This window comes from Methylocystis iwaonis, assembly GCF_027925385.1.
GTDB classification, from domain to species: domain Bacteria; phylum Pseudomonadota; class Alphaproteobacteria; order Rhizobiales; family Beijerinckiaceae; genus Methylocystis; species Methylocystis iwaonis.
Map to the genome: position 1 here is coordinate 3345663 of NZ_AP027142.1, position 25466 is coordinate 3371128.

A 25466-nucleotide genomic window follows, 5' to 3' on the forward strand; every position below is an offset into this window, starting at 1 on the left:
AGAATCCAGGGCAACAACAGCGCGTTTGCGGCATTGGATTCTCGCTCGGCGCTTAAGCATGGCCTAACCCGGCCGTCAGCCTCTGTTTCGGGCAAATAGGAAACGCCCCCATTTGGCGTGCACCTTTTGCTTGAGCGCCCGGATGCGCGCCTCATGCCACACCCAGAAGCTATCGGAGCTTTTGAACCGTTTTGGCGATTGCGGCCTAATAAGAAGTTTGGCCGGAAGCGGCGCCCCGGCCGACACATTCAAGGTCGGGGCAATCGCGCGCGGTTCAGCATTCGCGCTTGAAATGAGTCGCGGCGCGATTGCGTCCTCGCGCTTGAACCCGGAGTCGATCTGCGAAAGATACAGCTTTGCGCGCCGACAATAGTCGATCGAACGCGCGGTCATGCGCTCTTCTCCGAGGCCCGCTCGGTATTTCATCAATGCGCGACAGATGTCGCCGTTCGACATACGCCAGGCTTTGGCGAGGTAACCCACGCCGTAGTAAATGTTGGTTTGCGGCGCAGCGAGGTCGCTCATGGCGCCCTTGAAGCCCATCATGGCGGCGGTGCTGGGAAGCACTTGCATCAGCCCAACCTCCCCCACTGCCCCCCTCGCCTCCGGATCATAGGCGCTTTCGATATAGGCGACGGCTTCTGCGAGGTCTTCTGGAAGATTCCTGGTCTTGGCCTCGGCGCGCACCATGCCGATCAACCTGGCTCGAGGCGAGGTGAGATGCGCGTCGATCAAGAGCTTTGCTTGCGCTGGCGGCTCCTCTTGCGCCGTCAGGAGCTTGATGCCGCTCGTCGCCTCGCGCGCGGCCATGGGGGCCTCGATTGGCGCCGGCTTTTGCGGTCGATTGCAAATATCTGAAGCGAGCGCGCCGGATAGCAGGCAAATCCCAAAGGATGTGCGCGCCGGGCGGAACAACCCCGACAATTGCTGGTTCTCACGTCGCTGCATTGGATGCTCGCATGTCAGCAGGTCTCGCGTCGGAGTTGAAAAAGCGATGGCGCTTATGAACGCCTCGCGCCGCGCCGATTGGTCTGTTTCCACGAGACCAGCGCGCCGCTGGGTCTCGCGAAACGCAAAACGCCTAAACTCTTTCCTTTGGCGCGTTGTCGATACGCGGAGATTGGACATCCTGCGCGTAGTTCGCCAGTACCTCGGCGACGCAGCTTGCCAGCTCCTCGGCGTAAGACGCGGTGATTCTCGGATGCGTCGGCAGCGTGAGAATGGCGCGCACGAAGGCGGAGATCGTGCTGGAGCGTCCTGGAATGGTCGCATTCGCGGGAAGCTCGTGCACATTAGGATACAACATGAGGCCGATGTCATAGCCGCGCCGCAACACTTCCCGATAGACGCGCTCCCTGTTCTCTTTTCCGACGACGATCGGATAGCTGAACCAGGACGAGGACGCGCGCGTCTCTTCGTCCGTTTCCGCCGCCGCGCAAAGGTCTCGGAATCTTTTGTCATAGATCGCAGCGATCTTTCGCCGATGCGCATTGATGCGCTCGACATCGCGGGACTTGTGGTTCCATTCCGCAAAGGCGCCCAGTGACGGACGGGTCGTGATCGTCTCGTCCAGAGTTGGCGTTTCGATCAGAACGCGGGGAATAAGATCGGCGATTTTCCCCTGCTGCACGCTTAGTCTTCGCGCCCGAAACGCGAAGGGAAACACCAGCGGACTTGTCAGAAATGCATAGCGAAGCACCGTCTTCGCCATTCCGAGATACTGCCGCGGCCGCAGACGTGGCCAGCGCGACACTTCGCGCGAGAGCGCGTCGAAAAGCTCGGCATCTCTTGTGGCGATAAAACCGCCCCAGATGAAGTTCTGAATCTTGAAGCCCGACAGGCTGAACACGCTGGCGTCGCCGAACGCGCCGACCGGCTGTCCGTCGAGCGTCGCGCCGAGAGCCACGGCGCAATCCTCGAAGACTTTCACGCCGTTACTGTGGCACAGGCCGACAATCTCCTGCGTCCTGTTCTGGGTGACGCAATAATGCGTGAGCAACACGCAAGCCGCGCTGTCGTCGATGAGAGAGCGCAGATGGGCGACATCCATATTCGTGGAATCGGGAAGGCAATCGACGAACACCGGCTCGCCGCCGGCAAATCTCACCATGTTGACGACATCGGCAATCGTCAAAGGCGACATCAGGACGCGCCGCCTCGTATCGGTCAGCGCGCTTTTGACCAGAAGGTATATCCCCGCCCGCGCCCGCCCGAGCGGAAGGATATGGGCGCCACCCAGCCTCTCCGAGCTTTGCGCGATGAAGGTTCTTTCTGATTGCGCGTTTCCCGAGACCCACGGCGTGAGGTACCGCATCGGGTAGACGATCTGCCTCGGCTGGACCATTCGAACAACTCCACATTTGCTTCAGGCGCACAACAGGACCGAGCCTGTCATGGCGTTCGAAGCGTGCTTTCTGCGTTCGCCAGTTTCGTAACGATGTCGGCGCTCGAACCACGGTCCAGAGTGGATGCGATATGATCGGCGAGTCGAAGCGCCAGAGCGACGATGGTCGTCGTTGGAAAATCGCCGCCTGCTGTGGGAAAAATCGAGCTGCCGGCGACATACATATTCGTGATTTCGTGAATGCGGCAGTTGGGATCAACGACGCCGAGCTTGGGCGACTCATGCATGCGCGTCGTTCCCATATGGTGCCAGCATCCCTCCTGCGAGAAACTTTCCGGCCAGCCATTTTCGACGATGGGCGGGTCGAGCGCTATGTCGGCGACTCCGGAGCGGCTCAACTCTTCAGCGACAAGAGCGACCGTACGGTCGATGGTTCTCTTGGTTTGGTCGCCGAGGCGCCAATCGACTTTCACCCGGTTCAAGCCGAGCTGATCCCTCGCCATGGAAAGCGTCACGCGGCTATCGGGATTGGGAGCCGGTTCGCAAATGACCTGGAGCCGTGTGTGGTCGATGAGCGAGCGCATCTGCAGCGAGCCCATTTGCAGATAACGCGCGGCGATGAAGCCGAGAGTATTGAGCGGCTGCCCCGCCAGCGTCAGGAATTCGCGCAGCAGGGAGCGTTGCGTTTCTTGAACGCCTTCGAGTCGGCGCTTGAGGCGGACAAGCGCGTCTTTGACGCCGGTGTATTCGCCCGGGAATATCGGCACGAAGGTGATGTTGGTATTCAACAGCCGCTCGCGCTCGCGCGCTTTGGGACTTAAAGAGAGATGCCCGGCGATGCAGGTGCCGTGGGCGGCGACGGCGTCGTTGCGGTAATGGAATTTCGCGTCATAGAGCATGTTGTCGGACCATCCGTCGCGGAAGCGGACGGTTGCCGTCGTCAGGCAGGGATGATCCATGAAAAAGCGTCCGACCAAATCATGATGATTGCCGAGCCCCTGCGGCCGATCCTTGTTGGACAGCAACAAAAGGCGCGCGTTCTCTATGCCCCCGGTCGCCAGGATAAAGATTTTCGCTGCAACAGTCGCCGAGCGCCCGTTCAACATTCTCAATCGCGCGTAGCGAACCGACTGGCCGCCCTCTGTCGAAATGTCGGTGACATTGGCATTGAGGAAGACGGTGACATGGCGCGCTTGCTTCAATTGCGAGCGGTAGACCTGACCAAATCGCACCGGCGGGCTGAATTGAGAGATAACGTCGATAACATCGTCGCCGGCATAAGAGTGGCGCCGGACGTTGCTGCGTCCGATAGCGTCTACCCAGAAAGACGCGTCGAAATTGGTTGGGCCAAGCTGCAGAATGGAATGGGTGCGCTCATAATAGGGCTCGAGCTCCGATCTTTCGAACGGCCAGCCGCTATAGGGGACCCAGTGGCGCGCGACGAAGTCGTCTTCTTCGAAGGGCCTGCACCAGCCGCCCCAGCAGTTGCTGCTTCCGCCAAGGTAGCGGCTACGGCAGCCATCGGCGAAACGATAGGGCAGCCCAACGCTCTCCCCACGATAAAGGTCGCGGTTGGCCTCCTCGCTTTGGAAGCCGCCGCTCTCGATAAGAACGACCTCTATGCCGCGTTTCTCGAACTCGAGCGCGAGGGTGATCCCCGCAACGCCCCCGCCTATGATGCAGATCTCGGATTCTATCCTGTATTCATCGTCCAAACCCAACGCGTCGATGAACATGATCCGCTTTTCCTTGAATAATTACGGATCGATCAGACCATGAGAGCAATATTATATCAATAACGAGCGGCGTTGAATTCTGGATATGCTTGGCTGGCAAAAAGGTCTAAGCCGAATGGGCTAAGTATGATTTTTTCGAGACAGGGACATTCTTCATCATTTGGGCTTGTGTGGTGAAACGCGGTTGCGCTCGAACGGTAGCAACCGTGAGAGAAGGCGAGGCGCCTTTCCGACCCTTGCCGCTTGAGTCGCGCTTGGCAACGAATACTTAGGCGTCGGCGGGAACGACAACCGGCTCATGTTTACGGGAGGCGCCAAGCTGCAAACCGTCATTGCGAGCGAAGCGAAGCAATCCAGAGCAGCGGTGCGGCCCTGGATTGCTTCGTCGCTTACGCTCCTCGCAATGACGGCGTCCAGTTGGAGTCCGGCGCCGGCATTACGGCGGCCAGCATTATCGCGAGGCAGGCATGGCTCGTAGAGGAAAGCGCGCCGCTGTCATAGCGCTTGGGAAAAGCGCGCCTCGGCGTCAGCCCAAAGCGCAGCAAGACGCCGGAGTCAGCCGTTTGCTGGCTCCGGCGAAATTCAGAAGTGAGGAAGAGTTGGCTGTCAGCCGATCAAACCGGTGATGTTGTGAAGCACGATGATGAATCCCGCTGCGACTGCAGCGACGACAACGAGGGCCCTGAATAGTTCTTTGCTGTTGTGGGCTGTCTGCATGATTTGTTTCCTCCAGCAGTCCCCTTATCGGGCTTTGCGAGGAAAGGTTAGGACCGGCGCCAAATTATCTCAACGAAGATTACGTGCGACAAATATACGCATCTCTGTTTATTTTAATAGTTCTATATTATAGCATTTCTAATCTCATCTTTTTCTACAGCATTCTCGCATTCAAATCCGTTTAGGCACTCTGGTGTCGTCGTGCGCTGCCGCAGGTGCGAACCGAGAACACACTAAACTGCCTGCTTGGTTCATCGTTATTCCCGACGCTCGCGCAGCGAGTGATACCGTTTCCGTTTGAATAGCTCGCATTGGCGCTTGTCATTCCCGACGGGCCGAAGGCCCGATCGGGAATCCAGAGCCACAAGAGCGCAGGTTTTGCTCTGGATTCCCGATCACTCGCTACGCGAGCGTCGGGAATGGCACCGAACCAATCAAGCGGAGTATGATGGGGAATTCAGTGCAGAACCGACGAGGCTCTGGATTCCCGCCCGTCGGGAATGACACATCCCAATGCGAGCTGTTCAAACGGAGATAGCGTGACGCGCCCCAATGCGAGTTGCACGAGTCAGATATCGAAGAAGATCGCTTCCGCGTTGTTTTTCGCTCGGTCGCCCATCTCTTGAAGAGAACAATTGTCAAGCACGTTCGACAAGGCTTCCTGGGCGCGCTGCATGATCTTGCGCACGGCGCAGGTGTTTTCGTCGAAGCAATCGTCACAGCGCCGGTAGCGCGTCTTACTCGCGCAAGGCACCGGCGCCAAAGGCCCGTCGATCGCGCGCACGAGTTCGCCGACGGTAATCTCGCTCGCCGGGCGCGACAGAGCGTAGCCGCCGCCCTTCCCCATCTTCGAATGGACAAATCCCGCGTTGCGCAGCTCGCAGAGGATGGCGTCGAGAAACTTTTTCGGGATGCATTGCTTTTCGGAAATTTCGAGCACGGGAACCGGGCGCCCGGGCTCGGACTGCGCCAGATGCACCATGGCTTTGAGGCCGTATTTTCCCTTTTTTGTCAGCACGCGGATGACTTCCCGAAAGCGAGCGCTTTCCGCTGTTATCCCCATGCAGCTAATCAGTCAACTATTTCCATAGATTATACAGGCTTCAAAACAGACAAACGGTCGAGCCTCTAAATGAGCCGATCATGTGGGTGAATGGGCGGCTGACGCCATGCCGCCCCTCTCTTTTGCCCCAGCTCAGAAGCCGCCGCGGCCCGCCTGCAGCTTCAACAGCGCCGCCACCAGCGCATCGACGTCCGCGCAGGTGTTGTAGAAGGCGAGCGAAGGCCGCACCGTCGCCTCGAGGCCGAAACGGCGCAGGATCGGCTGGGCGCAATGATGGCCCGCGCGCACGGCGATGCCTTCCCGATCGAGCGCCTTGCCGACCTCCTGCGTGCTGTGGCCGTCGAGCACGAAGGACAGCACGGAGGCCTTCTCGGCCGCCGTCCCGATAAAGGTCAGGCCAGGCACCAGGCGCATTTTCTCGGTGGCATAGACGAGAAGGTCATGCTCGTAACGGGCGATGACCTCCATGCCGATGCTCTCGACATAATCGAGCGCCGCGCCGAGACCCACTGCGTCGGCGATATTGCCCGTACCCGCCTCGAAACGCTCCGGCGCGCCCTGATAGATCGTCTTCTCGAAGGTAACGTCGGCGATCATATTGCCGCCGCCCTGCCAGGGCGGCATATTTTCGAGCACTGCGTCCTTGCCGTAGACGACGCCGATGCCGGTCGGCCCGAAGACCTTGTGGCCCGAGAAGATGAAGAAGTCGCAGTCGATTGACTGCACGTCGACCGGCATATGCGAGACGGATTGCGCGCCGTCGATCAGCACGCAGGCGCCGTGGCGATGCGCCATGGCGGTGATCTCGCGCACCGGCGTCACCGTGCCGAGCGCATTGGAGACCTGCGTCACGGCGACGATGCGCGTCTTCGGATTGAGCAGCTTCTCATATTCTTCGAGAATGAGCTGGCCGCGATCGTCGACCGGCGCGACGCGCAGCCGCGCGCCCTTCTCGGCGCAGAGCATCTGCCAGGGAACGATATTGGCGTGATGCTCCAGCCAGGAGACGACGATCTCGTCACCCTCGCGCACATTGCGGCGGCCCCAGGCCTGGGCGACGAGATTGATGCCCTCCGTGGCGCCGCGCACGAACACAATGTCCTTAACGCTGGGCGCCTTCAAAAAGCGGCGAACCTTTTCGCGCGCGGCCTCATAGGCGTCGGTCGAGCGCGCGGCGAGCGCATGGGCGGCGCGGTGGATGTTGGAGTTTTCATACTCGTAGAAATGCGACAGCCGGTCGATGACCGACTGCGGCTTCTGCGTCGTCGCCGCATTGTCGAGCCAGACGAGCGGCTTGCCATGAACCTGCTGCTGCAGGATCGGGAAGTCGCGCTTCACCCGATAGGGATCGAAGACCTGGCGCGTCTCAGTGGAGCTGGGCGAAAGCTGCGGCGCGAAGCCCTGCGGCTCGGCGGCAGGCTGCGCCGGCGCGGCGGCGGGATGGCCGCCCGTATGGCTCACGAAGTAAAGCGCGTCGCTCGCGGCGGGGCCGGATTGGCCGGGCGTCGGGAAGCTCTCGAAGCCGCTCGAAAATTGCTCGCCGCCGACGGGCGGCGTGGCGAGCGAAGCGGAGTCCGAGAGACGGTGCGGATCGGCTTCCGACGGCCCTGAGATGGCGAAGCTCTCCGGCGCGGCGGGAGCCCTGGCCTCGGCCTCCGCCGGCGCGCTCGGCGCGGAGACCGGAATGTTCGGCTGTCCGAGCTCCGGCTGCGGCGCGACCGCCGGCGTATGCGGCGAGAGATAGGACGGCGCGGGCGCGGCCGGCGCGCTCGTGGGGGCCGCCCGCTCATGCAGGAAGTAGAGATTATCGACCGCAGGGCTCGCGCTTACCCCGGCGGGGCCGATCGCTTCCGGCGCGTTGACGTGGCTTTGTGGCACGAGCGACATGTCTGCGGCGAGAAGGCGCGGAATGAGGCTGTAATCGACGTCCGAGGGAATAGCGGAAGGGGTGGAGCTGCCGAGCGACGCGCCTGGCTGCGGAATTTGGTCGAGACCGAGCGGGCGCGTCGGCGACTGCAAACCCGTCGGCGCGGCCGGCGCGGGGATGTTCGGCGTCGGGATGACGGAGAGGATTGTCGTTTGCGGCACGTCCGGCGGCCCCATCTGGGTGCGCGCGGGGGCGAGCGGCGCGACCGTCGTCACGACCGAAGGCGCCGGCGCGTCGGGCAGGCTCGGCGTCAGCGCCGGCGGACCGAAGGGCAGCGAGGAATTGGCCAGCGGAACCGGCGGCTGCTGGAAAAAAGCGTTGGCCAGCCGCGCGATCATATTCGGGTCGATTGTCGGCGCGGCGTGATGGCCGGCGTCCTGAGCGGGGAGATTGTCGAGCGGCAAATCGGCGGAAGCGGGAATGGCGGGCTTCGCAGGCGACATGAAGGCGGCTTCCTCGGCGTGAAAGAGAGCCGGCGGCGCTGGGCCGCCGGCGTTGTTGCGATCAGACGCGCTTGTCGTCGTATTCGTGGAACTTGCTCACATCGACATCCTCGAGCACGCCGAGGGCGTCATGCGTCAGCACTGCGGCCGAGCAATAGAGCGAGATCAGATAGGAGGCGATCGCCTTGCGGTTGATGCCCATGAAGCGAACCGACAGACTCGGCGCCACCTCGCCGGGGACGCCCGGCTGGAACAGGCCGATGACGCCCTGCTTCTTCTCGCCGGTGCGCAGCAGAAGAATATTTGTCTTGCCGTTCTCGTCGATGTAGAGCTTGTCGCTCGGCACCAGCGGCAGGCCGCGCCAGGTGATGAAGGGCGAGCCGAACAGCGTGACGGTTGGCGGCGGCACGCCGCGGCGGGTGCATTCCCGGCCGAACGCCGCAATGGCGCGCGGATGCGCCAGGAAGAACGCCGGCTCCTTCCACACTTTGGAGATCAGCTCGTCGAGATCGTCCGGCGTCGGCGGTCCCTTGCGGGTCTTGATCCTCATCGACGGATGCGCATTGGCGAGGAAGCCATATTCCGCATTGTTGATGAGTTCGGCCTCCTGCCTCTCCTTCACCTTCTCGGTGAGGAGACGGACCTGCTCCTGAATCTGATCATAGGGATGGTTGTAAAGATCCGAGACGCGGGTCTGAACGTCGAGGATCGTCGTCACCGCGTTCATCGAATATTCGCGCGGCGCATCTTCGTAATCGACGAAGGTCTCCGGTAGGTCCGCATCACGATCGCGCGCCGGGCTGCATTGCACGACGGCGTCGCTCAACGCCGACGATTCCTTGACGCGGTTCAGGCGGTAGATGCCGGCTTCGACCGGCACCCAGGGGAGGAAGGACACGAGCCAGCGCGGCGTGATGCCCGACCATTGCGGGCGGGTTTTCGTTGCGTTGGCGAGCTGGCGCGCCGCCGCCTCGCTCAATGTTCGGCGGACTTCGGGTTCTGCAGTCATGCAATCGTCCTAGGAGGGTCGACGGGAACAGACGGGCGCCGCGCGGGAGGGCGCGTCGTCTTTTCAAATACAAGAAATCGCTAACATGTTGCTTGCGACAGCGTGAACTCTACACGCTATCGTTCTGGATTCAAGAGTATTTCATGGAATTAATACATGACAAAGTTCTACTATATTAGAATACATATACTAATACGACCAGCCGTACATGCTGCTGACAGCCGAGGCGAAGATAGCAAAGCGCGTTTTGCGGCTATTGCCTTTTCTGATGATATAGTCTATGACTTTTATAGATTAATTCGCGCGCTGCTTGAAGGCCGTGGAATGACGCAACAGTTCGAGACAATTTTCCTGGACCCGGACGGATTCGACGTCGAAGACATCGTCTCAGCTCTCGCCATCTTGCGTCGAAAGTCGCAGACGAATCGTTACGGAAACGGCCGGCTTCCCGAGCTGCCGTCGCGCGCGGCCATACTCGACACTGTCGAGGATTTGACCGCGGTTCTCTATCCACGGCATTTCGGCCCTTATGAGCTGACGCCGGAGACGACGGACGCCTTCTTGACCCGGACTCTCGGCCGTGCGCTGCGGATGCTGCGTGAGCAGGTCCGCCGCGAGCTCAAGCTCTTCGAACCCGAAGCCGCCGACGATGCGCTCGCGACCCGCGCCAGACTGATCACAGAAGAATTCGCGCAGGCGCTGCCACAGGTCCGCATGCTTCTCGATACGGATATTCGCGCCGCCTTCACAGGCGATCCGGCGGCCAAGAGTCTCGACGAAGTCGTCTTCTGCTATCCTGGCGTTTCCGCCATCATCCGCCATCGTCTCGCGCATCGGCTTTATTTGCTCGGCGCGACGATGATCGCCCGCATCGTCGCCGAGATCGCGCATTCGCAAACCGGCATCGATATTCACCCCGGCGCGACCATCGGCGAAAGCTTTTTCATCGATCACGGGACAGGCGTCGTCATCGGCGAGACGGCGATCATCGGCAAGCGCGTGCGCCTCTATCAGGCCGTTACCCTCGGAGCCAAGCGTTTCGACGTCGACGAGAACGGCGCACTCGAAAAAGGCAAGCCGCGCCATCCGATCATCGAGGACGACGTCGTGATCTATGCGGGCGCCACCGTGCTCGGCCGTATCACCATCGGTCGTGGCTCCGCCATCGGCGGCAATGTCTGGCTCACCCAGAGCGTGCCGCCCGGCGCCAACATTTCCCAGGCGAAGGCGCGCGTGGAAGTCTTCGACCATGGGGCAGGCATATGAGTTTCGATCGGCGGACCGGAAGCGCTTCGGCAGGAAGTGAAAGGATAGACGAATGACTATTCACAGCGTGAACTTCACCCCGGCGGCGCGGCCAGGGCGCGGCCGGATCTACGACTCCATCACCCAAACCATCGGCGACACGCCGATCGTGCGGCTCGATCGCATTGCGCGCCTCAAAGGCGTGAAGGCGAATATTCTGGCGAAGCTCGAATTCTTCAATCCCATCTCCAGCGTCAAGGACCGCATCGGCGTTGCGATGATCGAGACGCTCGAAAAGGAGGGGCGTATTGCGCCCGGCAGGACGGTTCTAATCGAGCCGACATCCGGCAACACCGGCATTGCGCTCGCCTTCGTCGCCGCCGCGCGCGGCTACCGGCTCATTCTGGTGATGCCTGAATCGATGTCGCTCGAACGGCGCAAGATGCTCGCTCTGCTCGGCGCGGAGCTCGTGCTCACGCCTGCCTCGCAAGGAATGAAGGGCGCGCTCGCGAAAGCCAATGAGCTTCTTGCGCAGAACCCCGACGCGCTCATCCCCCAGCAGTTCGAGAACCCCGCCAATCCCGAAATTCATCGCGCGACCACGGCGGAGGAAATCTGGAACGACACCAATGGCGAGATCGATTATTTCATTTCAGGCGTCGGCACGGGCGGCACGATCACCGGCGTCGGACAAGTGCTGAAGCGGCGCAACCAAAATCTGCGCGTCGTCGCCGTGGAGCCGGAAGACTCGGCGGTGCTCTCCGGCCGCCCGCCGGGACCGCACAAGATTCAGGGCATTGGCGCAGGCTTCGTGCCGCCCGTTCTCGACCGGAGCGTGATCGACGAGATCGTCACCATCGGCAATCAGACGGCGCTCGACACCGCGCGACTCATTGCACGGACCGAAGGCGTCCCCGTCGGCATTTCTTCGGGCGCGGCGCTCGCGGCCGCATTGGAGATCGGCGCCCGCCCGGAGGCCGAAGGAAAGAATATTGTCGTGATCGTTCCGTCTTTCGCGGAGCGTTATCTCTCCACGGCGCTTTTCGAAGGGTTGTAGCCGCCGTCATTCCCGGCGGGCTGAAAGCCCGACCGGGAATCCAGAGCCCGCAACAGCGCTGTTTCGCGCTGGATTCCCGATCGCTTGCTTTGCGAGCGTCGGGAATGACGCGACTCGCCTCAGCAGTAGGATTTTTCCTCGACCAGAGACGAGCCGCAGAGTTGGTTCAGCCGATATTTCAGCGCGGCGCGCCGGTCGTTCTGGTGATAAACGCTGCGCGCAAGCTCGATGAAACGCGGGCCGAAATCGCCCTTGCGCTCACAGTCGCGGATTTCGTCCTCGATCGCCCAAAGCGCCGCATTCACCTCGGCCAATTGGCGACGTACGGACTCCAGATCGGAGGCCCCGAGACCGAGACGAAACTCCGTTTCGCGCAAGAGCTTCAGCTCCTGCCGAACATTGGTAAGCTTCTTTGCATCTTCGATGTGATGCTCCTTGAGCTCCAATATGGAGATGCGATCGAAGAGTTCTCCGATCGAAGACGGAAGCATCAAGGGATCATTGTTTCCGAAGATCGACTGCTTCGTCGTCATAGCCTCGCTCGCAAAGCCTCCGTCATGTCCGCAATCACGCCGCCCCAATCGCCCAACGTGCGCGGGCGAAAAAGCCGCGCGGTCGGATACCATGGGCTATCGTCGCGCTGCAGCAGCCAGCGCCACTCGGGCACATATTTGAGGGCGATCCATAGCGGACGACCTAGCGCGCCCGCGAGATGGGCGATCGACGTGTCGATCGTGATGACGAGGTCCATCGCCTCCATCGCCGCCGCCGTGTCGAGAAAAGCATCGGGCCCCGTGTCGAAATCCGGGCCCAGCTCCTCGATCCGAAACACCCCATTGGCCTTCGTGATTTCCTGCACGCCCTCGTTCTTCTGCAGGCTGATGAGACGAACGCCCGGAAGCTCGGCGAGCGGCGCGAAAGCGGAAAGCGGCGCGCTGCGGGTATCATCCGACTGGGCGGTCGAGCTGCCGCGCCAGGAGACGCCGATCTTGAACCCGTGGGCGCCGATCCGCTGCCGCCAGACGTCACGCCGCCGAGGATCGGCCGCCAGGTAACGCGCGGGCGCCGGTATGCTGTCGACCCTCGTCCCTAAGACGAGCGGAAGGCTGCAAAGCGGCGTGAAAAGATCGAACTCGTCGACCCGCACATCCGTCACCAGCTCGGTCGGCGGGTCGAGTGTCTCGATCAAAGCGCGCATGCTCGCGCGACAACCAAATGCAACTCGGCGCGCAGGTTCTCGCGCCAATAAGGGAAAATAGCGGCTATATTGGATGACGTCGCCGAGACCGGCTTCATCCATCACCAGCAGGCGCTTACCTGTTAAATCCTCGCCGCGCCATTCCGGCCAGGGCAACCACGCTTTCAAGTGTAGAGTGTGGCTATTCGCCCGCCGATATTCGAAGAGCGGAAGCCCCTCGGGATAGCGGCCAAGCAGCAACAAGAGAGCGCCCTTGTTGCTTTTCACATCTTCATTTTCAGGGTTGATCGCCAGCGCCGCATCGAATGTGCGCAAAGCGGCGTCGATCTCTCCGAGTTCTTTGAGCGCAATGGCCTGGCCGCTCAAGGCATCCGCGTCATTGGGGGAGAGCTCCAGCGCGCGGATGAAGGCGTCCCGCGCCGTCTCATACAAGCCGAGCTTCAAAGCGACAGTGCCATAGGCGCGCCAGGCCAGCGACACGTTTGCGTCGCAAGCAAGGGCTTCTTTTGCGCTGGCGAAGGCTTCGTCGCGCCGATTGAGCGAGAGAAGCGCCGTAGAGCGATTGACGAGAAGCTCGACGTCGCGCGGTGAAAGGCGCAAGGCAGCATCGTAGATTTTCAACGCCTCGTCGAAGCGTTTCGCCGCGAGCAGCGCATCGGCCTTGAGGCGCAAGGCGCGCTGGTTGCGCGGGTCTTTCTCGAGCAGCCGATCGCAATAGGCGATCGCCTCCAGAAATCGCCCACGCTTGCTCTCGGCGAAAGCCGCCGAATCCGCGGCAATCGCATAGCTCGGGTTGATTTCCAGCGCCCGCGCAAAGGCGAGAAGCGCGTCGTCGACCGCGCCGAGCCCCAATAATGAGACGCCGAAATTGTACCATAGATCCTCTTCTCGCGGCGCAAGAGCGAGCGCGGCGTCGTAATCGAAGAGGGCTTCATTGTCGCGGCCCAATGCGTGCAGAGACAGCGCGCGTCCCCTCAGCGCGTCGATGCAGTTTTTATCGAATTTGAGCGCCTTGCTATAAGCGGCATGCGCCTGCGCATAGCGCCGCGCCAAAAGCTCGGCCGCGCCTTTCGCGACAAAATACGCCGCGCCTACTGGCGGCGCGAAGGCGCTGGGCGCATGTCGTACTGTCTGATGTCGAGACCGGGCCATAGGCAAAGGTGAGCCGAAAAAAGGAAGTCGCCGGCTGCAAGCCTATGAAGACAAGCTTTCCGCAAGCTGACTGCCTCGACCGGTCCAATTTGCGCCAGGCATATGCATAGCGATCAGCGCGGCGTCTGCGCGCCCTGCCCCGCGAAGGCGCCGTCGACCCAGACGCCTTCCTTCAAAATCTTTCCCGATTTATCAGTGAGCACGCCGCGCCCATTCGGTCTATCATTTTTGAATTCGCCCGACCATTTGTTGCCGTTCTGGCTCGTATAGACGCCTGCGCCTTCGCGGCGGTCATTCACGAAGCCGCCGGTATATTGCTGCCCATCCGGATAAGTGATCGCGCCCTGCCCATGTCTTTTATCGTCTTTGAACGCGCCGACATATTTCGACCAATCGTCATAAGTGTAAGCGCCTTCGCAATCGGTCCACACGACCTTTCGGCTCGCCGGGCAAGGCGGGAGCTTGCCGGCCGCAATGACTGATTGCGGCGCCGACATCGACAGCAGGAGCAGCGTCAGAAGCAGAAAACGCGACAAGGGGCCTCCTCCTCGGTTCTCAATGTGCAAGCGGCGACGGGCGAAGCTGGAAGTTCACGACAAGCGGCGCCGAATAGGTTTCCGGCGTCTTGCCCGGCGCGCCCGGCGCAGGGGCGTCGATCGCCTCGATATGGAAAGGCGTGCGATTGCCGGAAGTCGTCCAAAGGCCGCGGCCTTTCCAGCCAGCGGACGGATCGTCGATGCGGCCGTCGACGCCCTTTGCATAGAAACCCATCGGATAGGGGACGCGCAGCTCGACAATCTGTCCGTTCACCAGCGCGTGCAGCGAGTCCGATTGATTGCCGGTGGCGAAGGGCGTGTTCGGCCCGAGGCCCAGAATATCGTGCTGATCCACCCAGGCGTAATAGGGCGTCTCCGCCGCGCCCGGCGCGCCGGCGAAACCGGGGCCCGGAAGCGGATAGAAGCTCCAGCCCTCAGGGCATTTCTCGCCCTTTTCGGCGCCGGCCCCGTTGAGCGGCCCCTTGCATTTGCGGCGGTCGAAGCTCGCCAGATGCCCGCTGCCGAGCGCCGCCCAAAAGACGCCGTTGCGATCTACGTCCGCGCCGCGAATGCCATAGCCCGGCGACGGCACTTTGTAGATTTCGGTGAGCGCCGTCTCCGGCGGATTGGCGCCGAGCGCGACGCGCACCGCATAGCCGGGGAAAGTGAGATTGGAGCCCCACACGGAACCGTCGAGCGGGCTGGAGGCGACGCTGTAGAGCCCGTAAGGCACGCGCGTGTCTTTCGTCGCGTCGATCGGCTTGCCCGGTTGGTTGTAGTCCTCCGAGCGCTTGCCGTCGCCATTGGTGTCGACGACGAGCGCCGTCCACCCCTGCGATTGCGCGCTGTCGCCGGTCTCCCAGAATTTCCTGGTGTTGACCCAGCCGAGGACGGCAAGCTCCCCCTGCCCCACATTGTTGAGGAACAGCGTGTCGCTCTTATCCTCGGCAAAATTCAAATGATGCGAGCCGAAGCAGGTGTCGATGAAGGCCCATTTCTTCGTCTTCGGATCATAGACCGAGACCTGACGCGCATTGCCGACGAAGCCTTCGGGCTTAGCGGGCAACGGATAAAGCTGCGCAGAACGCAGTGGGGAGTCCTTCGTGCAATAATCTGGCGTGTTCTTTGGCGAGCGGATTTGCGCCGCGAAATAGACGCGGCCTTGCGAATCCATCGTCGGCGTATGGGCGTTGAATTTGCTGTTCCACAAGGCCTCATTGCCGAAATAGGGCGAAGGCGCGATCACCGGATTGGCGAGGAGCGAGCTTGGCGCATCCGCGTCGCGCAACTGCGCGGGCAGCAGCGATTTCGTGTTCCTGACCGGATCGAGAACCGGAATGTCGTCGCTGCCGAGTTCGGTCGCGCCATAGATCAGGCCATAGGGATTGACGGTCGGCTTGCGCTTGTCGGTCAAAGTCAGGTCGTGGAGATAATGCTTCGCGTCCGCATAATCATGCACGGTGACGACGATGTTGCGCTCGACGCCGGACGGGCGAGGCGGCGTCTCATGCGGCAACTCTCCGCCGGCGATACGGTCGGTCCAATCAGCAAAAAGCGCGAGCTGCCCGCCATCCGGCGAATCGAGACGGGCAATCCCGTTGATCATTGCCGTGCCGCCCTGACCCGATTGCAGGCGCCGCCGCCAAGCCTCGATGGATGAATCGAAGTGCCCCAGCGAAGCGGGAATGGCGCGCGTGGCCAGATTGCCGAGCTGATGACAAGGACCGCAACCATTAGTCTTCACAAGATCGAGCCATTGCTCTTGCGATGTAAAATTCTCAGGCACACCATTGCCGCTCGCTCCCGTGCCGGGAAACTTCTCACGGCCGGGAACTTTGAGCAGGGAAAGCCAGTAGATCGGCGGATAATATTGCGCCGCGGCCGAGAGGCTCGGCGCAACGACTGCCTGCAGATCGATCTTTTGTCCCGGCTCCGCGGCGACCTTTGGCGAATCGACCAGCCCATAGCCGCGCACCCAAAGCCGGTAATGCGCTTTGGGCAGATCCGGGATGACGTAGCGCCCCGCCTCGTCCGTCACCGCGATCTTCGCGAAACGAGTCCCGAGTTCCGTCGTCTCGGCGATGACCCATACGCCCGCCTCGGCGCCGACGCGGCTCGTCACGACGCCGCCGATGTCGTCGGGGTCGAGCGTGAGCGCTGTTTCGGCGCCGGCTTGGGCCGCGGCGGACAGCGAGAGGCTCAAAGCAAGGACGACGGATGATTTCATAGGCGCTTCCTTCGAGGCGACGTCTTCGGCGCGGCAAACTAACATGTTCTTACCTATCCACAAGAAGGATATTTTATATTGCCGCGACAAGCGCGCGCTCGTCATGCACAACTTTTTCCTTATATAAAAGCACCAAACACTCTATTCTCTTCGTCCCGGTCGCAGGCTATTGCATACCAAAACACTATAGTTATAATCGCCTCAGTTCCAGGCGACGGAGAGGTAGACTCATGGCTCATTCGACGGCTTGCGCGCTCGTTCAGAACCAATCTCGCAAGCAGCGGCTCCTCGCTTTGACGGGCGCCGCTTTCTTTTTCTTCGCGATGCGCGCGGCGCCGCCCGCCCACGCCGAACCGAGCGTCTACCCCACCGGAACCACGATCTACGATCCGGCCAAGGCCTATAATTCCTACGTGCTCTTTCCGGGCGGCGACGACGTTTCCCGCTTGATCGACCTCACCGGAAAGGTCGTGCACGAATGGAAATATTCGGGGCAGCCCGTCGCCTTTATCGATCCGGCGCTTGTCGGCGGCGCGCGCGGCCATGTCTTCGTCACGCTGGAAACGGAGGAAGGCAAAGGCACGGATCTCGTGCCCGGCCGCACCTTCACGCGAATCCGCAAAAGCGTCGGCGAGGTGGACTGGAACGGCGCCAAGCTCTGGGAATTCGGCGCCAACGCGCCCGGCGGCCGTGCGCAGCAACATCACGACATTGCACGGCTGCCAAACGGCAATACGCTCGTGCTCTCGAATATCGTCTACCCGCTGCCGGGCTTCGCCACGCCGCAAGTGCTCGACGACGTCGCCTATGAAGTGAATCCGGAGGGCGACATCGTCTGGACATGGGCTGCATCGGACCATATCGACGAGATCGGCTTTACCGCCGACGAGCTGAAACTCGTAAAGAACTCGAAAAGCGCCGACTATCTTCACGTCAATGATCTGAAGCCCGTCGGCCCGAACCATTGGTTCGACGAAGGCGACCAGCGTTTCGCGCCGGACAATCTCATCTTCGATTCACGCTCTGCGAACTTCATCGCGATCATCGACCGCAAGACGCGCAAGATCGCCTGGACCCTGGGGCCGCATTATCCGGGGATTTCGGAAGATGGGAGCCCGACCTCGCGGAAGGTGCCACGTCCGGTCGATCAGATCTCCGGCCAGCACGACGCGCATATCATTCCAAAAGGCTTGCCGGGCGCGGGCAATCTCCTCGTCTTCGACAACCAGGGCGAGGCCGGCTATCCGCACGCCGCCGTCTCCATCACCGGCGGCTCGCGCGTGCTCGAGATCAATCCAGTGACGAAGGAAATTGTCTGGCAATATACGGGCGCCAGCTCGGGCCAGCAGGGATGGGCGTTCCGAAGCACGCATATCAGCAATGCGCGCCGGCTTCCCAACGGCAACACCTTCATCGACGAAGGTCAGATCGGCCGTTTCTTCCAGGTGACGCCGGCGGGCGAGATCGTCTGGGAATATGTCAATCCTTATCCGCGCCGCGGCAAAGATCCCGAGACCGGTCGCGCCACTGTGAGTTACGCGGTCTATCGGGCGCAGCCGGTTCCTTACGAATGGGCGCCGGAGGGAACGCCGCATAGCGAAGAAAGCGTGACGCCGCCAGAGAACGCGAGTTTCCATATTTCGGCCAAAGCAAAGTAAGCACGGCGATCGAGCGAGGCCAGCGATGTTTCACGTCTATTTGATCAAGATCGGCGTCGACCCCGTCGGCGTCGTCGCGGACGGACCCGAGGGCTACCGCTTCTACGCGATCGAAGACTCTTTTCGAGAACTCGAAGAGCTCGTATTCGACCGCGCGGAGGATGCGAGAAGCGCTGCGGTCATTTTGTTCGATAGCAAATGAGGTCGATGCATGGCCGCTCGAGCCGCTCGTATCCGGGAGTGAGATAGACATGGGTAAATTGCTGAACGCGTCGCTCGGCGCGGGTCTTGTTCTGGGCCTCGCGGGGGCGCTTCAAGTCGCCCTCCCGAGCCGGGCGGACACGGAAAACGGATTCATCCGCCTTTTGCCCGAGCAGGCGCCCTTCAAATCGCCGCTTGGCGCAGGGCCGTCCCAGGCGATCATCTATGGCGATCCTTCCAAACCCGGTCTCTATGTCGTGCGCAACCGCTTCCCGCCCGGCGCGCATTCCAACCCGCATTTCCATTCCCAGGACCGGCACGCGACCGTCATCAAGGGCGTCTGGTACACTGGAGTGGGCGAGAAGATCGACTTCAACGCCGCCGCGCCGCTGAAGGAAGGCTCTTACATGCTGCATCCGGCCAATGGCGTGCATTGGGACGGCGCCGGCGCGGAAGAGGTTGTCGTGCAGATCATCGGCGTCGGACCGGTAACGACGACGCAAGTCGGCGCGCCGGATCCGCAGAGCAGCAATTGGCCGAAACCGAAGTAAAATAAACGACTGTTGCCCTTCCGCCGCTCGCGAAGCGAGCGATCAGGAACCCAGAACAAATCCAGCGCTATATTTTGGCGCCCACCGTCATTGCGAGGAGCAGAGCGACGAAGCAATCCAGGGCAGCTATAGCGGCTCTGGATTGCTTCGCTTCGCTCGCAACGACGGAAGGCTCTGAATTTCCGGTCGGGGTTCCAGCCCGCCGGGAATAACAGCCCCACTTTTCGAGGCGGCGCGATTTCTCGCCACTCGACCGCACCCGGGCGAGCGGAAAGCGTCACCGCAAAATCTGCGTCTCTCGATTGCCGCGGTTGCGCAGCGACGCAATGCTGGTGCGGTCCAGAATGAGCGCGATCGAATCGCGCACGTCCAGCATGATGTCGCGGATCGCGCAGGCGTCTTCGTCCGGGCAGTCGGCGCAGCGCTGATAGGCCGTGCGGCTCGCGCAGGCGATCGGCGCGAGCGGGCCGTCGAGGATGCGGATGATCTGGCCGACGGTGATCTTCTCCGCCGGGCGCGCCAGATGATAGCCGCCGCCCTTGCCCTTCCGGCTGTTGAGAATGCCGGCGTTGCGCAGCTCGACCAGGATGGCGTCCAGGAATTTCCGAGGGATGTTGTTGGCGGTCGCGATATCGCCAGCCAGACATTTGTCGTCCGCCTTGGCGAGATGGATGAGCGCCTTCAGCCCGTATTTCGCTTTATTCGAGAGCATTCTTCTTTCGAGGCCAAATCGGCCTGCCCGCGCGCTTGGGAGGCCCTCCGATGCGGACCGCCCCGATCAACGCTAGCTATCATATAGGAACATCGGGCGAAAGCAGAAGCGCAAATCTGCCTGCCTATCGGCCTCCGCCGCCTGGGCGGTCGGGGCAAGCAACTGATTTTATAATCTGAAATTATCAAAAAACACGTCCCGGGCCCGGGAGAAACTGGGCGCTCCGAGGACGGCGGAGCGCCTTGAGGAAACGAGCCCGGGACGTTTCGCGCGCCTATTGCGCCGCCGAAGCGGCCCTGGCGCCCGATCCAGCGCCCTCGGAGACGAGAGCGACCTTCACATAGCCGGCGGCGTTGATCACGCCCATCGCCTCGGCGACCTTGCCATAGGCGACGGCCTTGTCGGCGCGCAGATGGATGCGGCGGTCCTTGTTGTTCTCGCTGTTCTCCTTGAGCACGGCGAGCAGGCCCTCGACGCCGGTCGCCTCTTTCTTGTCGACGAAATAGGAGCCGTTGGCGTCGACGCTGACAACGATCGGCGGCTGCTGGTCATTGAGCTGCTTGGCCGCCGTCTTGGGCAGATCGACAGGCACGCCCGAGGTCATCAAGGGCGCCGCCACCATGAAGACGATGAGCAGCACCAGCATGACGTCGACGAGCGGCGTGACATTGATGTCGGCGATAGGCTGCGAGTCGAATTCCGAATCGTGCTTACGCAACGCGAAGGCCATTGCGCTCTCCTCTCTTGGACAGATGACGGGACAGTTCCACCTCGAAGACGCCGATGAAGGCGGTCAGGCGTTTGCCATAGGCGCCGATGTCGCCGCTGATGCGGTTGTAGAAAATGACGGCGGGAATGGCGGCGACGAGGCCGAGCGCGGTCGCGAAGAGCGCTTCGGCGATGCCGGGCGCAACCACCGCGAGGCTGGTGTTGTTCGACGCCGCAATGCCCTGGAACGAGTTCATGATGCCCCAGACCGTGCCGAAGAGGCCGACGAAGGGCGCCACTGCGCCGATGGTGGCGAGGAACGGCAGCCGCAACTGCAGTTGATCGAGCGCATGGGAGCTCGCAAGCTGCGCAACGCGGTGAACGCGGTCTTGCAGGGAGTCGCGCTGCGCCTCCGTATAAACGAGATCCGCCGAACGTGTCTGCTCGTCGACCATCGCCCGATAGACCTGCACGAGCGGATCGTCCTCGGAAGCCGAGCTGAAGCTCTCCGCGACCGCCGCAACCGGCAGGCCGTCCTGAACGCTGGCGATGAGCTTGTCGGCGCGCTTATGCAGAATGCGCAGACGGATGAGCTTCTCCGCGATCACCGCCCAACCCCAAGCCGAAGCGATGATGAGCAGGATGATGACGCTCTTCACGATGGCGTCGGCTTGCAGGAAGAGCTCGATGGGCGTCAGCGTATGCGCGAGCGCCGTCGAGGCCGTGTTGGTGACAGGATCTGCCATTTATCTGCCTTTCAATAGCTGGGAATCAGGGGCTGAAGGTGAAGGAGCCCGAAAGCGAGACCGGCTTGCCGGGCGCGGCGACGGAGCCGCAACGGCCCCCGAGCCGGTTGGCGACCGCATCGAAAGCGCCATTGCCCGAAGGCGTGATCGAGAAAGAGGTCATCGATCCGGTGGCGCCGAAGGTCGCGCGGTAGCCGATATGCGCGGTGCGCGGCGCCTGCGAATCCGGATAGGCGTTGGCGGCGGCGCGCTGCATGCAAGCGTGGAACTGGTTGGCGATCGCCGAGGCCGTTGCGCCCGAGGGAGCCGCCGGCGCACGAACAGCAGGCGCATCCGTTCTCGCGGCCGTCGGCGCGCGGGCGGTCGCCGGCTTCGCGGCGACCGGCTTTTCGATTTTCTTCTCGAGCTTGGGCTTGATGGCGGGTTTCTCGATCGGCTTCGGCGGTTCGATCGGCGCAATCGGGTCCAAGACCGGCGGGGGCGGCGGCGGCTCGTCAGGGAGCACGAGCTCCTCGGGCGGCGGCGGCGTGTCCTCTGGCGGGGGCGGCTCCTCGGCCGGCACGGGCGCAAGTTCGATTACTTGCTGCTCTTCGACGGGCGCCTCCGCGGCTTTGAAAGACAGGGTGACGATCAGGCCGAGCAGAAGAGCGTAGAGGGCGGCCGCGCCCAATTGGGCGGGATAATTCGGCCGCAGCCCACTCGGCTGCAGCAATCCCTGCACACCCTGCGGATCAACGAGGAAATCATCGCCGGCGGCGTCGGCGGAGTCGAAATTCGGCGCGGCGGCTGTCGCCATCGATGTCGCCCTTTCTCATGAAAACCAGACGCCCAATGACTAGCGTATATTTCCTATAGACGCAATGTGATTATAGCTGCATCGCACATTCTTTTCACTTCATGCGTCAGCCGCGCAACAAAAAAGGGCTCGGAACAAATGCCCCGAGCCCAAAGCGCCGCAAACCACCAAAACCTATTTAACGAGCGCCGGCGGCGCCGCGAGCGGGCCAGCGGAGAAATGATAGTTTATTCCAGCGCGCACCACATGTCCGGCGCTCGAAACATTCGCATTGAGGACGCCGCGATTAGTGTTGTAGGCGACGCCTGTCTCGGCAAGCCAGGCATAGAGATATTCACCCTTGATCGAGATTTTGTCGTTCCAGGCATATTCGAAGCCGGCGCCAGCGGTCCAACCGGGACGCAGCGTCGGCCCCGAACTCAACTGCCCATAGGTGAAAGGCGGAAGGCTCGAAAAATTATTCGAGATGAAATTCGTTCCGTAAGCCAAGCCGGCGCTGACATAAGCGAGCCAGCGCGGCGCGAAGGCGTAGCCCACTCTGCCACGCAGGGTCCCGAGCACCCCGGAGTCGGTCCGGCCGGGATAGCTCCAACCCGTGCGACCAGGCTGAATGCTGCCGCGATAGCCGAAATCGGCTTCCGCGCCGAGAACGATCGTATCGGTCCATTGCCAATTATAGCCGATCGTTCCACCACCCACGAAAGCCGAGCCGCGCAGGGGCGTTTGATTGACGAGCGTGAATGCGCCCTCGCCGAGAATTGCGCCCGCGTAAACGCCGACATAGCCGCCCTGCCAGCTAAACACCGGCGGCGGCGGGGGCGGTGGAGGCGCTTTGGCGCTCGGCAGATCGGCCGCCGCCGCCGATCCTGCGAGCAGCGAGATCGTCATAGCGGCCAGATGGAAGACGGTAATTCTCTTCATCGTACGAACTCCTGAACGTGTAGCGAGACGTTGCTCAATAGAGCTTGACGCGCAGCGTCGCGCCGAAGGTGCGTGGGTTGTATGCGTCGAAGGTGACGGTGGACGGCGAGGGTGACAGGCCCGTAGACGCGATCGTTTGTGCGACGATGATGCGCTCGTCGAGAAGATTGCGGACCCAGAGATTGAAACTGTAGACATCGTCGTCAGTCTTCAGACCGACGCCAGCGTTCCAGATCGCGTAGGCTGGCATGAACAGCGGATAGATGGACAGCGGATTGGAAAGCTGCGTGCGCGCCCGCCATGCGGCGTTGGAATAGCTGAAGAGCGTCACGGGCCCCGTATAGCCGACGTCGCGGAAGATCGCACCAAGCGGATATTCGTGATTGAAGCCGAGGTTGAAGGAGAACGGCGCAACCGGGTTATTTCCCGAAACGCCGCCGGTGATGCTGTGGCCCGAGAGGCTCATATAGGCCGGCGCCGCCACGCCGCCGATATTGCTCGAGGCCGGCCACAGGAATTCCGGCGATGGCGAGGCCTTGGGGAAATCGACGTATTGGGCGTTGGTATAAGCGCCCGAGAAGGTCAGCCAGAGGCGATCGATCGGGCTCCAGCGTCCGTCGATTTCGAAACCGCGCAGACGCACATGACCGATGTTGCCGAGATAGTTCTTGCGAATCGGCACGCCGGAGACGTCGGTATAATCCGTGTTCACGAGCACCGACTGGAAATTGTAGATATCATTCCAATAGGCGTTGGCGTTGAGGATGAGCCGGTTGTCGAACCAGTTCGTCTTGACGCCGATTTCATAGTCCCATGAGACTTCCGGCTTGGTGATGACGGGCTGCCACCCTTGGAAAACGCCGGCGCTGTTGAGGATCGGCAAGGCCTGGGTATTGACCGCGCCGGATTTTTCGCCGCGCGCCACCGAGCCATAGGTCATGACGTTTTCGTTGATGCGATAGGAGGGATTGAAAAGTCCCGAGATCGAATTGACGCGTTTCTGCTGTCCGCCCGTGTCGAAGAACGTCGTGCCGCCGGTCGCCTGCCTGACCGCCGCGAGCTGGCTGAGGCTGGAAAGCCCCTGAATCCAGCCGAAATCCGACCCCTCACGTATCTCGTAAGTGTCGCGCAACCCCGCCGTCAGCGCCCATTTTTCGTCGATGTGCCAAGTTCCCTGGCCGAAAGCAGCCGTGCTGAAAGTGCGCGCGACGCCGTCGTTGCGATAGGAGAGGCCCCAGAGATTATAGGGATTGGCGTTGATGTTGTTGGCGAACCACTGGCTCGCCTGTGAACCGAAATCGACGTGGTTATACGACCAGACATGTTCGTAGAGATTGTAGTTGCCGATCGTCCACTCGAATTCCTGGCCCTGCGGCGACGCAAGGCGCGTTTCGTGCGAGAATTGATCGACCTTCACGTCATAGGCGTTCGCGCTGATGTCGGTGAGCTGATTGCCGGTCGAGTTGTTGGGATGCAGAATGAATTGACGCCAGGCCGAGACGCCGGTCAGCGTATTCTCTCCCAAAGTGTAATTGAACTCGTTCGAGACGCCGGTCGTGCGCTGATCGAGCTTGCCCAGTCGCGTGAGATAAGGCTGGTAGGGATCGAATGTGAGGATCGGCGTGCGCAGGCGCGTCCAGAGATTTTGCGCATAGGTCCTCGCCAGAGCGCCATTTGCCCATAGCGGGAAGGAGTTTCCGACGACGCCGCTGTAGTTGTTGTATTCATCGGAACGCAGGCGGTCGAAAATCAGGCGATCGGTGAAGTTCTCGCCGACATAGAGCAACTGCCCGCGAATGCCCCAGCGATTATTGTCCAGGAGCTTCTGGCTGTTGAACTGGTTATGGATCCAGCCGTCGCCACGATCGTAATAGAGCGTCACACGATAGGCGAGCTTGTCGTCGATGATCGGACCGGTGACGTTGAGCTTTTGCGTGACGCGGTTGTAGGCGCCGATGGTCGTCTCGGACGTCGCAGATCGGGCAAAGGACGGCAATTGCGTGCGGATCACGACGGCGCCCACCGTCGTGTTTTTGCCGAGCAGCGTGCCTTGCGGGCCGCGCGCAACCTCGAGCGATTGCAAATCGACGAAGTCGGCCCATTGGAAGCCGACATGCGTGTAGAAGACGTTGTCGACGATGAGGCCGACCGCCGACTCGGAACCGTCGGCGCCGCCAGAGATGCCGGAAATGCCGCGAATCGACATGGCCGAGGTGCGCGGATTGTTGATCGACGGCACGAAATTCGGGACTTTCTGCGCGAAGTCCTGCAGGCGCTCGAGACGCTCTCTCTCCTGCGTCTTGGCGCCGACCACGCTGACCGGCAACGGCACATCCTGCGCTTTCTCCTCGCGCTGACGCGCCGTGACCTTTACCTCCTCCACCTGCGCATCCTGGGCGCGAGCGGCGTCGGCGACCAGCGTCGCAAGCGCGCCAAGGGACAGCGGCGCGAGTGCGGCGCTGGAAAGAAGCATTCTACGAAACGCGAAGCCGTTACGGCGCATTGGAACACCCACCCGT

21 protein-coding genes are annotated in these 25466 nt (G+C 61.7%); 5 read left to right on the forward strand and 16 right to left on the reverse strand.

Going from position 1 to position 25466, the window contains the following annotated elements:
- Nucleotides 1–75 precede the first annotated feature (75 nt).
- The 6 genes from QMG84_RS15890 to QMG84_RS15915 form a co-directional block, all read right to left on the reverse strand.
- Nucleotides 76–810 (reverse strand): lytic transglycosylase domain-containing protein, encoded by a 735-nt coding sequence (locus QMG84_RS15890; RefSeq protein ID WP_281929104.1) that lies wholly within the window; start codon nucleotides 808–810, stop codon nucleotides 76–78.
- 271 nt (nucleotides 811–1081) lie between these two features.
- A complete protein-coding gene (locus tag QMG84_RS15895) occupies nucleotides 1082–2344 on the reverse strand; it encodes a DegT/DnrJ/EryC1/StrS family aminotransferase (protein ID WP_281929106.1) in 1263 nt (420 codons plus the stop codon).
- Between the two features lie 47 nt (nucleotides 2345–2391).
- Entirely contained in the window at nucleotides 2392–4080 is a 1689-nt protein-coding gene (locus QMG84_RS15900) for an FAD-dependent oxidoreductase (protein WP_281929107.1), read from the reverse strand.
- Nucleotides 4081–5365: 1285 nt separating this feature from the next.
- Nucleotides 5366–5815: an RrF2 family transcriptional regulator gene (locus QMG84_RS15905; protein WP_281929108.1), complete on the reverse strand. Its 450-nt coding sequence runs from the start codon at nucleotides 5813–5815 to the stop codon at nucleotides 5366–5368.
- A 177-nt stretch (nucleotides 5816–5992) separates the two neighbouring features.
- Nucleotides 5993–8230, reverse strand: coding sequence for a family 2A encapsulin nanocompartment cargo protein cysteine desulfurase (locus QMG84_RS15910; RefSeq protein ID WP_281929109.1), 2238 nt, complete (start codon nucleotides 8228–8230; stop codon nucleotides 5993–5995).
- A gap of 61 nt (nucleotides 8231–8291) precedes the next feature.
- Complete coding sequence (locus QMG84_RS15915) at nucleotides 8292–9239, reverse strand: family 2A encapsulin nanocompartment shell protein (RefSeq protein ID WP_281929110.1); 948 nt, start codon at nucleotides 9237–9239, stop codon at nucleotides 8292–8294.
- A gap of 324 nt (nucleotides 9240–9563) precedes the next feature.
- On the opposite strand from QMG84_RS15915, the gene epsC reads away from it, so the two are divergent.
- Nucleotides 9564–10505: a serine O-acetyltransferase EpsC gene (epsC, locus tag QMG84_RS15920; protein WP_281929111.1), complete on the forward strand. Its 942-nt coding sequence runs from the start codon at nucleotides 9564–9566 to the stop codon at nucleotides 10503–10505.
- A 52-nt stretch (nucleotides 10506–10557) separates the two neighbouring features.
- Nucleotides 10558–11541, forward strand: coding sequence for a cysteine synthase A (gene cysK / locus QMG84_RS15925; RefSeq protein ID WP_281929113.1), 984 nt, complete (start codon nucleotides 10558–10560; stop codon nucleotides 11539–11541).
- A 119-nt stretch (nucleotides 11542–11660) separates the two neighbouring features.
- Here the strand turns inward: cysK and QMG84_RS15930 are convergent, their stop codons facing one another.
- From QMG84_RS15930 to QMG84_RS15945, 4 genes are all read right to left on the reverse strand, one after another.
- Nucleotides 11661–12074, reverse strand: coding sequence for a DUF6165 family protein (locus tag QMG84_RS15930; RefSeq protein WP_281929115.1), 414 nt, complete (start codon nucleotides 12072–12074; stop codon nucleotides 11661–11663).
- The gene (locus QMG84_RS15935; RefSeq protein ID WP_281929117.1) at nucleotides 12071–13891 is read right to left on the reverse strand and encodes a tetratricopeptide repeat protein; all 1821 of its coding nucleotides are present in this window, start codon (nucleotides 13889–13891) and stop codon (nucleotides 12071–12073) included. Before QMG84_RS15935 ends, QMG84_RS15930 begins: the two co-directional genes overlap by 4 nt.
- Before the next feature lie 113 nt (nucleotides 13892–14004).
- The gene (locus QMG84_RS15940) at nucleotides 14005–14427 is read right to left on the reverse strand and encodes an MORN repeat-containing protein (RefSeq protein WP_202071424.1); all 423 of its coding nucleotides are present in this window, start codon (nucleotides 14425–14427) and stop codon (nucleotides 14005–14007) included.
- Nucleotides 14428–14446: 19 nt separating this feature from the next.
- Nucleotides 14447–16654: a carboxypeptidase-like regulatory domain-containing protein gene (locus QMG84_RS15945; protein ID WP_281929118.1), complete on the reverse strand. Its 2208-nt coding sequence runs from the start codon at nucleotides 16652–16654 to the stop codon at nucleotides 14447–14449.
- Nucleotides 16655–16884: 230 nt separating this feature from the next.
- Between QMG84_RS15945 and QMG84_RS15950 the strand changes: the two genes are divergently transcribed.
- From QMG84_RS15950 to QMG84_RS15960, 3 genes are read left to right on the forward strand one after another with little or no spacing between them, the layout of a single operon-like run.
- Nucleotides 16885–18312, forward strand: coding sequence for an aryl-sulfate sulfotransferase (locus QMG84_RS15950; protein WP_281929119.1), 1428 nt, complete (start codon nucleotides 16885–16887; stop codon nucleotides 18310–18312).
- A 25-nt stretch (nucleotides 18313–18337) separates the two neighbouring features.
- On the forward strand, nucleotides 18338–18514 hold the full coding sequence (locus QMG84_RS15955) for a hypothetical protein (RefSeq protein ID WP_281929122.1): 177 nt from the start codon (nucleotides 18338–18340) through the stop codon (nucleotides 18512–18514).
- A 49-nt stretch (nucleotides 18515–18563) separates the two neighbouring features.
- On the forward strand, nucleotides 18564–19064 hold the full coding sequence (locus QMG84_RS15960) for a cupin domain-containing protein (RefSeq protein WP_281929124.1): 501 nt from the start codon (nucleotides 18564–18566) through the stop codon (nucleotides 19062–19064).
- Nucleotides 19065–19341: 277 nt separating this feature from the next.
- Here the strand turns inward: QMG84_RS15960 and QMG84_RS15965 are convergent, their stop codons facing one another.
- From QMG84_RS15965 to QMG84_RS15990, 6 genes are all read right to left on the reverse strand, one after another.
- Nucleotides 19342–19776 (reverse strand): RrF2 family transcriptional regulator, encoded by a 435-nt coding sequence (locus QMG84_RS15965; RefSeq protein WP_202071420.1) that lies wholly within the window; start codon nucleotides 19774–19776, stop codon nucleotides 19342–19344.
- 274 nt (nucleotides 19777–20050) lie between these two features.
- Nucleotides 20051–20506, reverse strand: coding sequence for a protein TolR (tolR, locus tag QMG84_RS15970; RefSeq protein ID WP_202071419.1), 456 nt, complete (start codon nucleotides 20504–20506; stop codon nucleotides 20051–20053).
- On the reverse strand, nucleotides 20487–21230 hold the full coding sequence (locus tag QMG84_RS15975) for a MotA/TolQ/ExbB proton channel family protein (protein ID WP_202071418.1): 744 nt from the start codon (nucleotides 21228–21230) through the stop codon (nucleotides 20487–20489). Before QMG84_RS15975 ends, tolR begins: the two co-directional genes overlap by 20 nt.
- Before the next feature lie 25 nt (nucleotides 21231–21255).
- Complete coding sequence (locus tag QMG84_RS15980) at nucleotides 21256–22026, reverse strand: hypothetical protein (protein ID WP_281929127.1); 771 nt, start codon at nucleotides 22024–22026, stop codon at nucleotides 21256–21258.
- 174 nt (nucleotides 22027–22200) lie between these two features.
- A complete protein-coding gene (locus QMG84_RS15985) occupies nucleotides 22201–22947 on the reverse strand; it encodes an outer membrane protein (RefSeq protein WP_281929128.1) in 747 nt (248 codons plus the stop codon).
- A 34-nt stretch (nucleotides 22948–22981) separates the two neighbouring features.
- Nucleotides 22982–25420 carry a TonB-dependent receptor gene (locus tag QMG84_RS15990; protein WP_281929129.1) on the reverse strand — a complete coding sequence of 813 codons (2439 nt, stop codon included), beginning with the start codon at nucleotides 25418–25420 and terminating at the stop codon, nucleotides 22982–22984.
- Nucleotides 25421–25466: the final 46 nt, after the last annotated feature.

What these genes read in the sequence shown, in the direction of transcription:
- QMG84_RS15890 (WP_281929104.1), bottom strand. Translation starts at nt 810, where the DNA reads ATGGCCGCGCGCGAGGCGACGAGCGGCATCAAGCTCCTGACGGCGCAA.
- QMG84_RS15895 (WP_281929106.1), bottom strand. Translation starts at nt 2,344, where the DNA reads ATGGTCCAGCCGAGGCAGATCGTCTACCCGATGCGGTACCTCACGCCG.
- QMG84_RS15900 (WP_281929107.1), bottom strand. Translation starts at nt 4,080, where the DNA reads ATGTTCATCGACGCGTTGGGTTTGGACGATGAATACAGGATAGAATCC.
- QMG84_RS15910 (WP_281929109.1), bottom strand. Translation starts at nt 8,230, where the DNA reads ATGTCGCCTGCGAAGCCCGCCATTCCCGCTTCCGCCGATTTGCCGCTC.
- QMG84_RS15915 (WP_281929110.1), bottom strand. Translation starts at nt 9,239, where the DNA reads ATGACTGCAGAACCCGAAGTCCGCCGAACATTGAGCGAGGCGGCGGCG.
- epsC (WP_281929111.1), top strand. Translation starts at nt 9,564, where the DNA reads ATGACGCAACAGTTCGAGACAATTTTCCTGGACCCGGACGGATTCGAC.
- cysK (WP_281929113.1), top strand. Translation starts at nt 10,558, where the DNA reads ATGACTATTCACAGCGTGAACTTCACCCCGGCGGCGCGGCCAGGGCGC.
- QMG84_RS15930 (WP_281929115.1), bottom strand. Translation starts at nt 12,074, where the DNA reads ATGACGACGAAGCAGTCGATCTTCGGAAACAATGATCCCTTGATGCTT.
- QMG84_RS15935 (WP_281929117.1), bottom strand. Translation starts at nt 13,891, where the DNA reads ATGGCCCGGTCTCGACATCAGACAGTACGACATGCGCCCAGCGCCTTC.
- QMG84_RS15945 (WP_281929118.1), bottom strand. Translation starts at nt 16,654, where the DNA reads ATGAAATCATCCGTCGTCCTTGCTTTGAGCCTCTCGCTGTCCGCCGCG.
- QMG84_RS15950 (WP_281929119.1), top strand. Translation starts at nt 16,885, where the DNA reads ATGGCTCATTCGACGGCTTGCGCGCTCGTTCAGAACCAATCTCGCAAG.
- QMG84_RS15955 (WP_281929122.1), top strand. Translation starts at nt 18,338, where the DNA reads ATGTTTCACGTCTATTTGATCAAGATCGGCGTCGACCCCGTCGGCGTC.
- QMG84_RS15960 (WP_281929124.1), top strand. Translation starts at nt 18,564, where the DNA reads ATGGGTAAATTGCTGAACGCGTCGCTCGGCGCGGGTCTTGTTCTGGGC.
- QMG84_RS15965 (WP_202071420.1), bottom strand. Translation starts at nt 19,776, where the DNA reads ATGCTCTCGAATAAAGCGAAATACGGGCTGAAGGCGCTCATCCATCTC.
- tolR (WP_202071419.1), bottom strand. Translation starts at nt 20,506, where the DNA reads ATGGCCTTCGCGTTGCGTAAGCACGATTCGGAATTCGACTCGCAGCCT.
- QMG84_RS15975 (WP_202071418.1), bottom strand. Translation starts at nt 21,230, where the DNA reads ATGGCAGATCCTGTCACCAACACGGCCTCGACGGCGCTCGCGCATACG.
- QMG84_RS15980 (WP_281929127.1), bottom strand. Translation starts at nt 22,026, where the DNA reads ATGGCGACAGCCGCCGCGCCGAATTTCGACTCCGCCGACGCCGCCGGC.
- QMG84_RS15985 (WP_281929128.1), bottom strand. Translation starts at nt 22,947, where the DNA reads ATGAAGAGAATTACCGTCTTCCATCTGGCCGCTATGACGATCTCGCTG.
- QMG84_RS15990 (WP_281929129.1), bottom strand. Translation starts at nt 25,420, where the DNA reads ATGCTTCTTTCCAGCGCCGCACTCGCGCCGCTGTCCCTTGGCGCGCTT.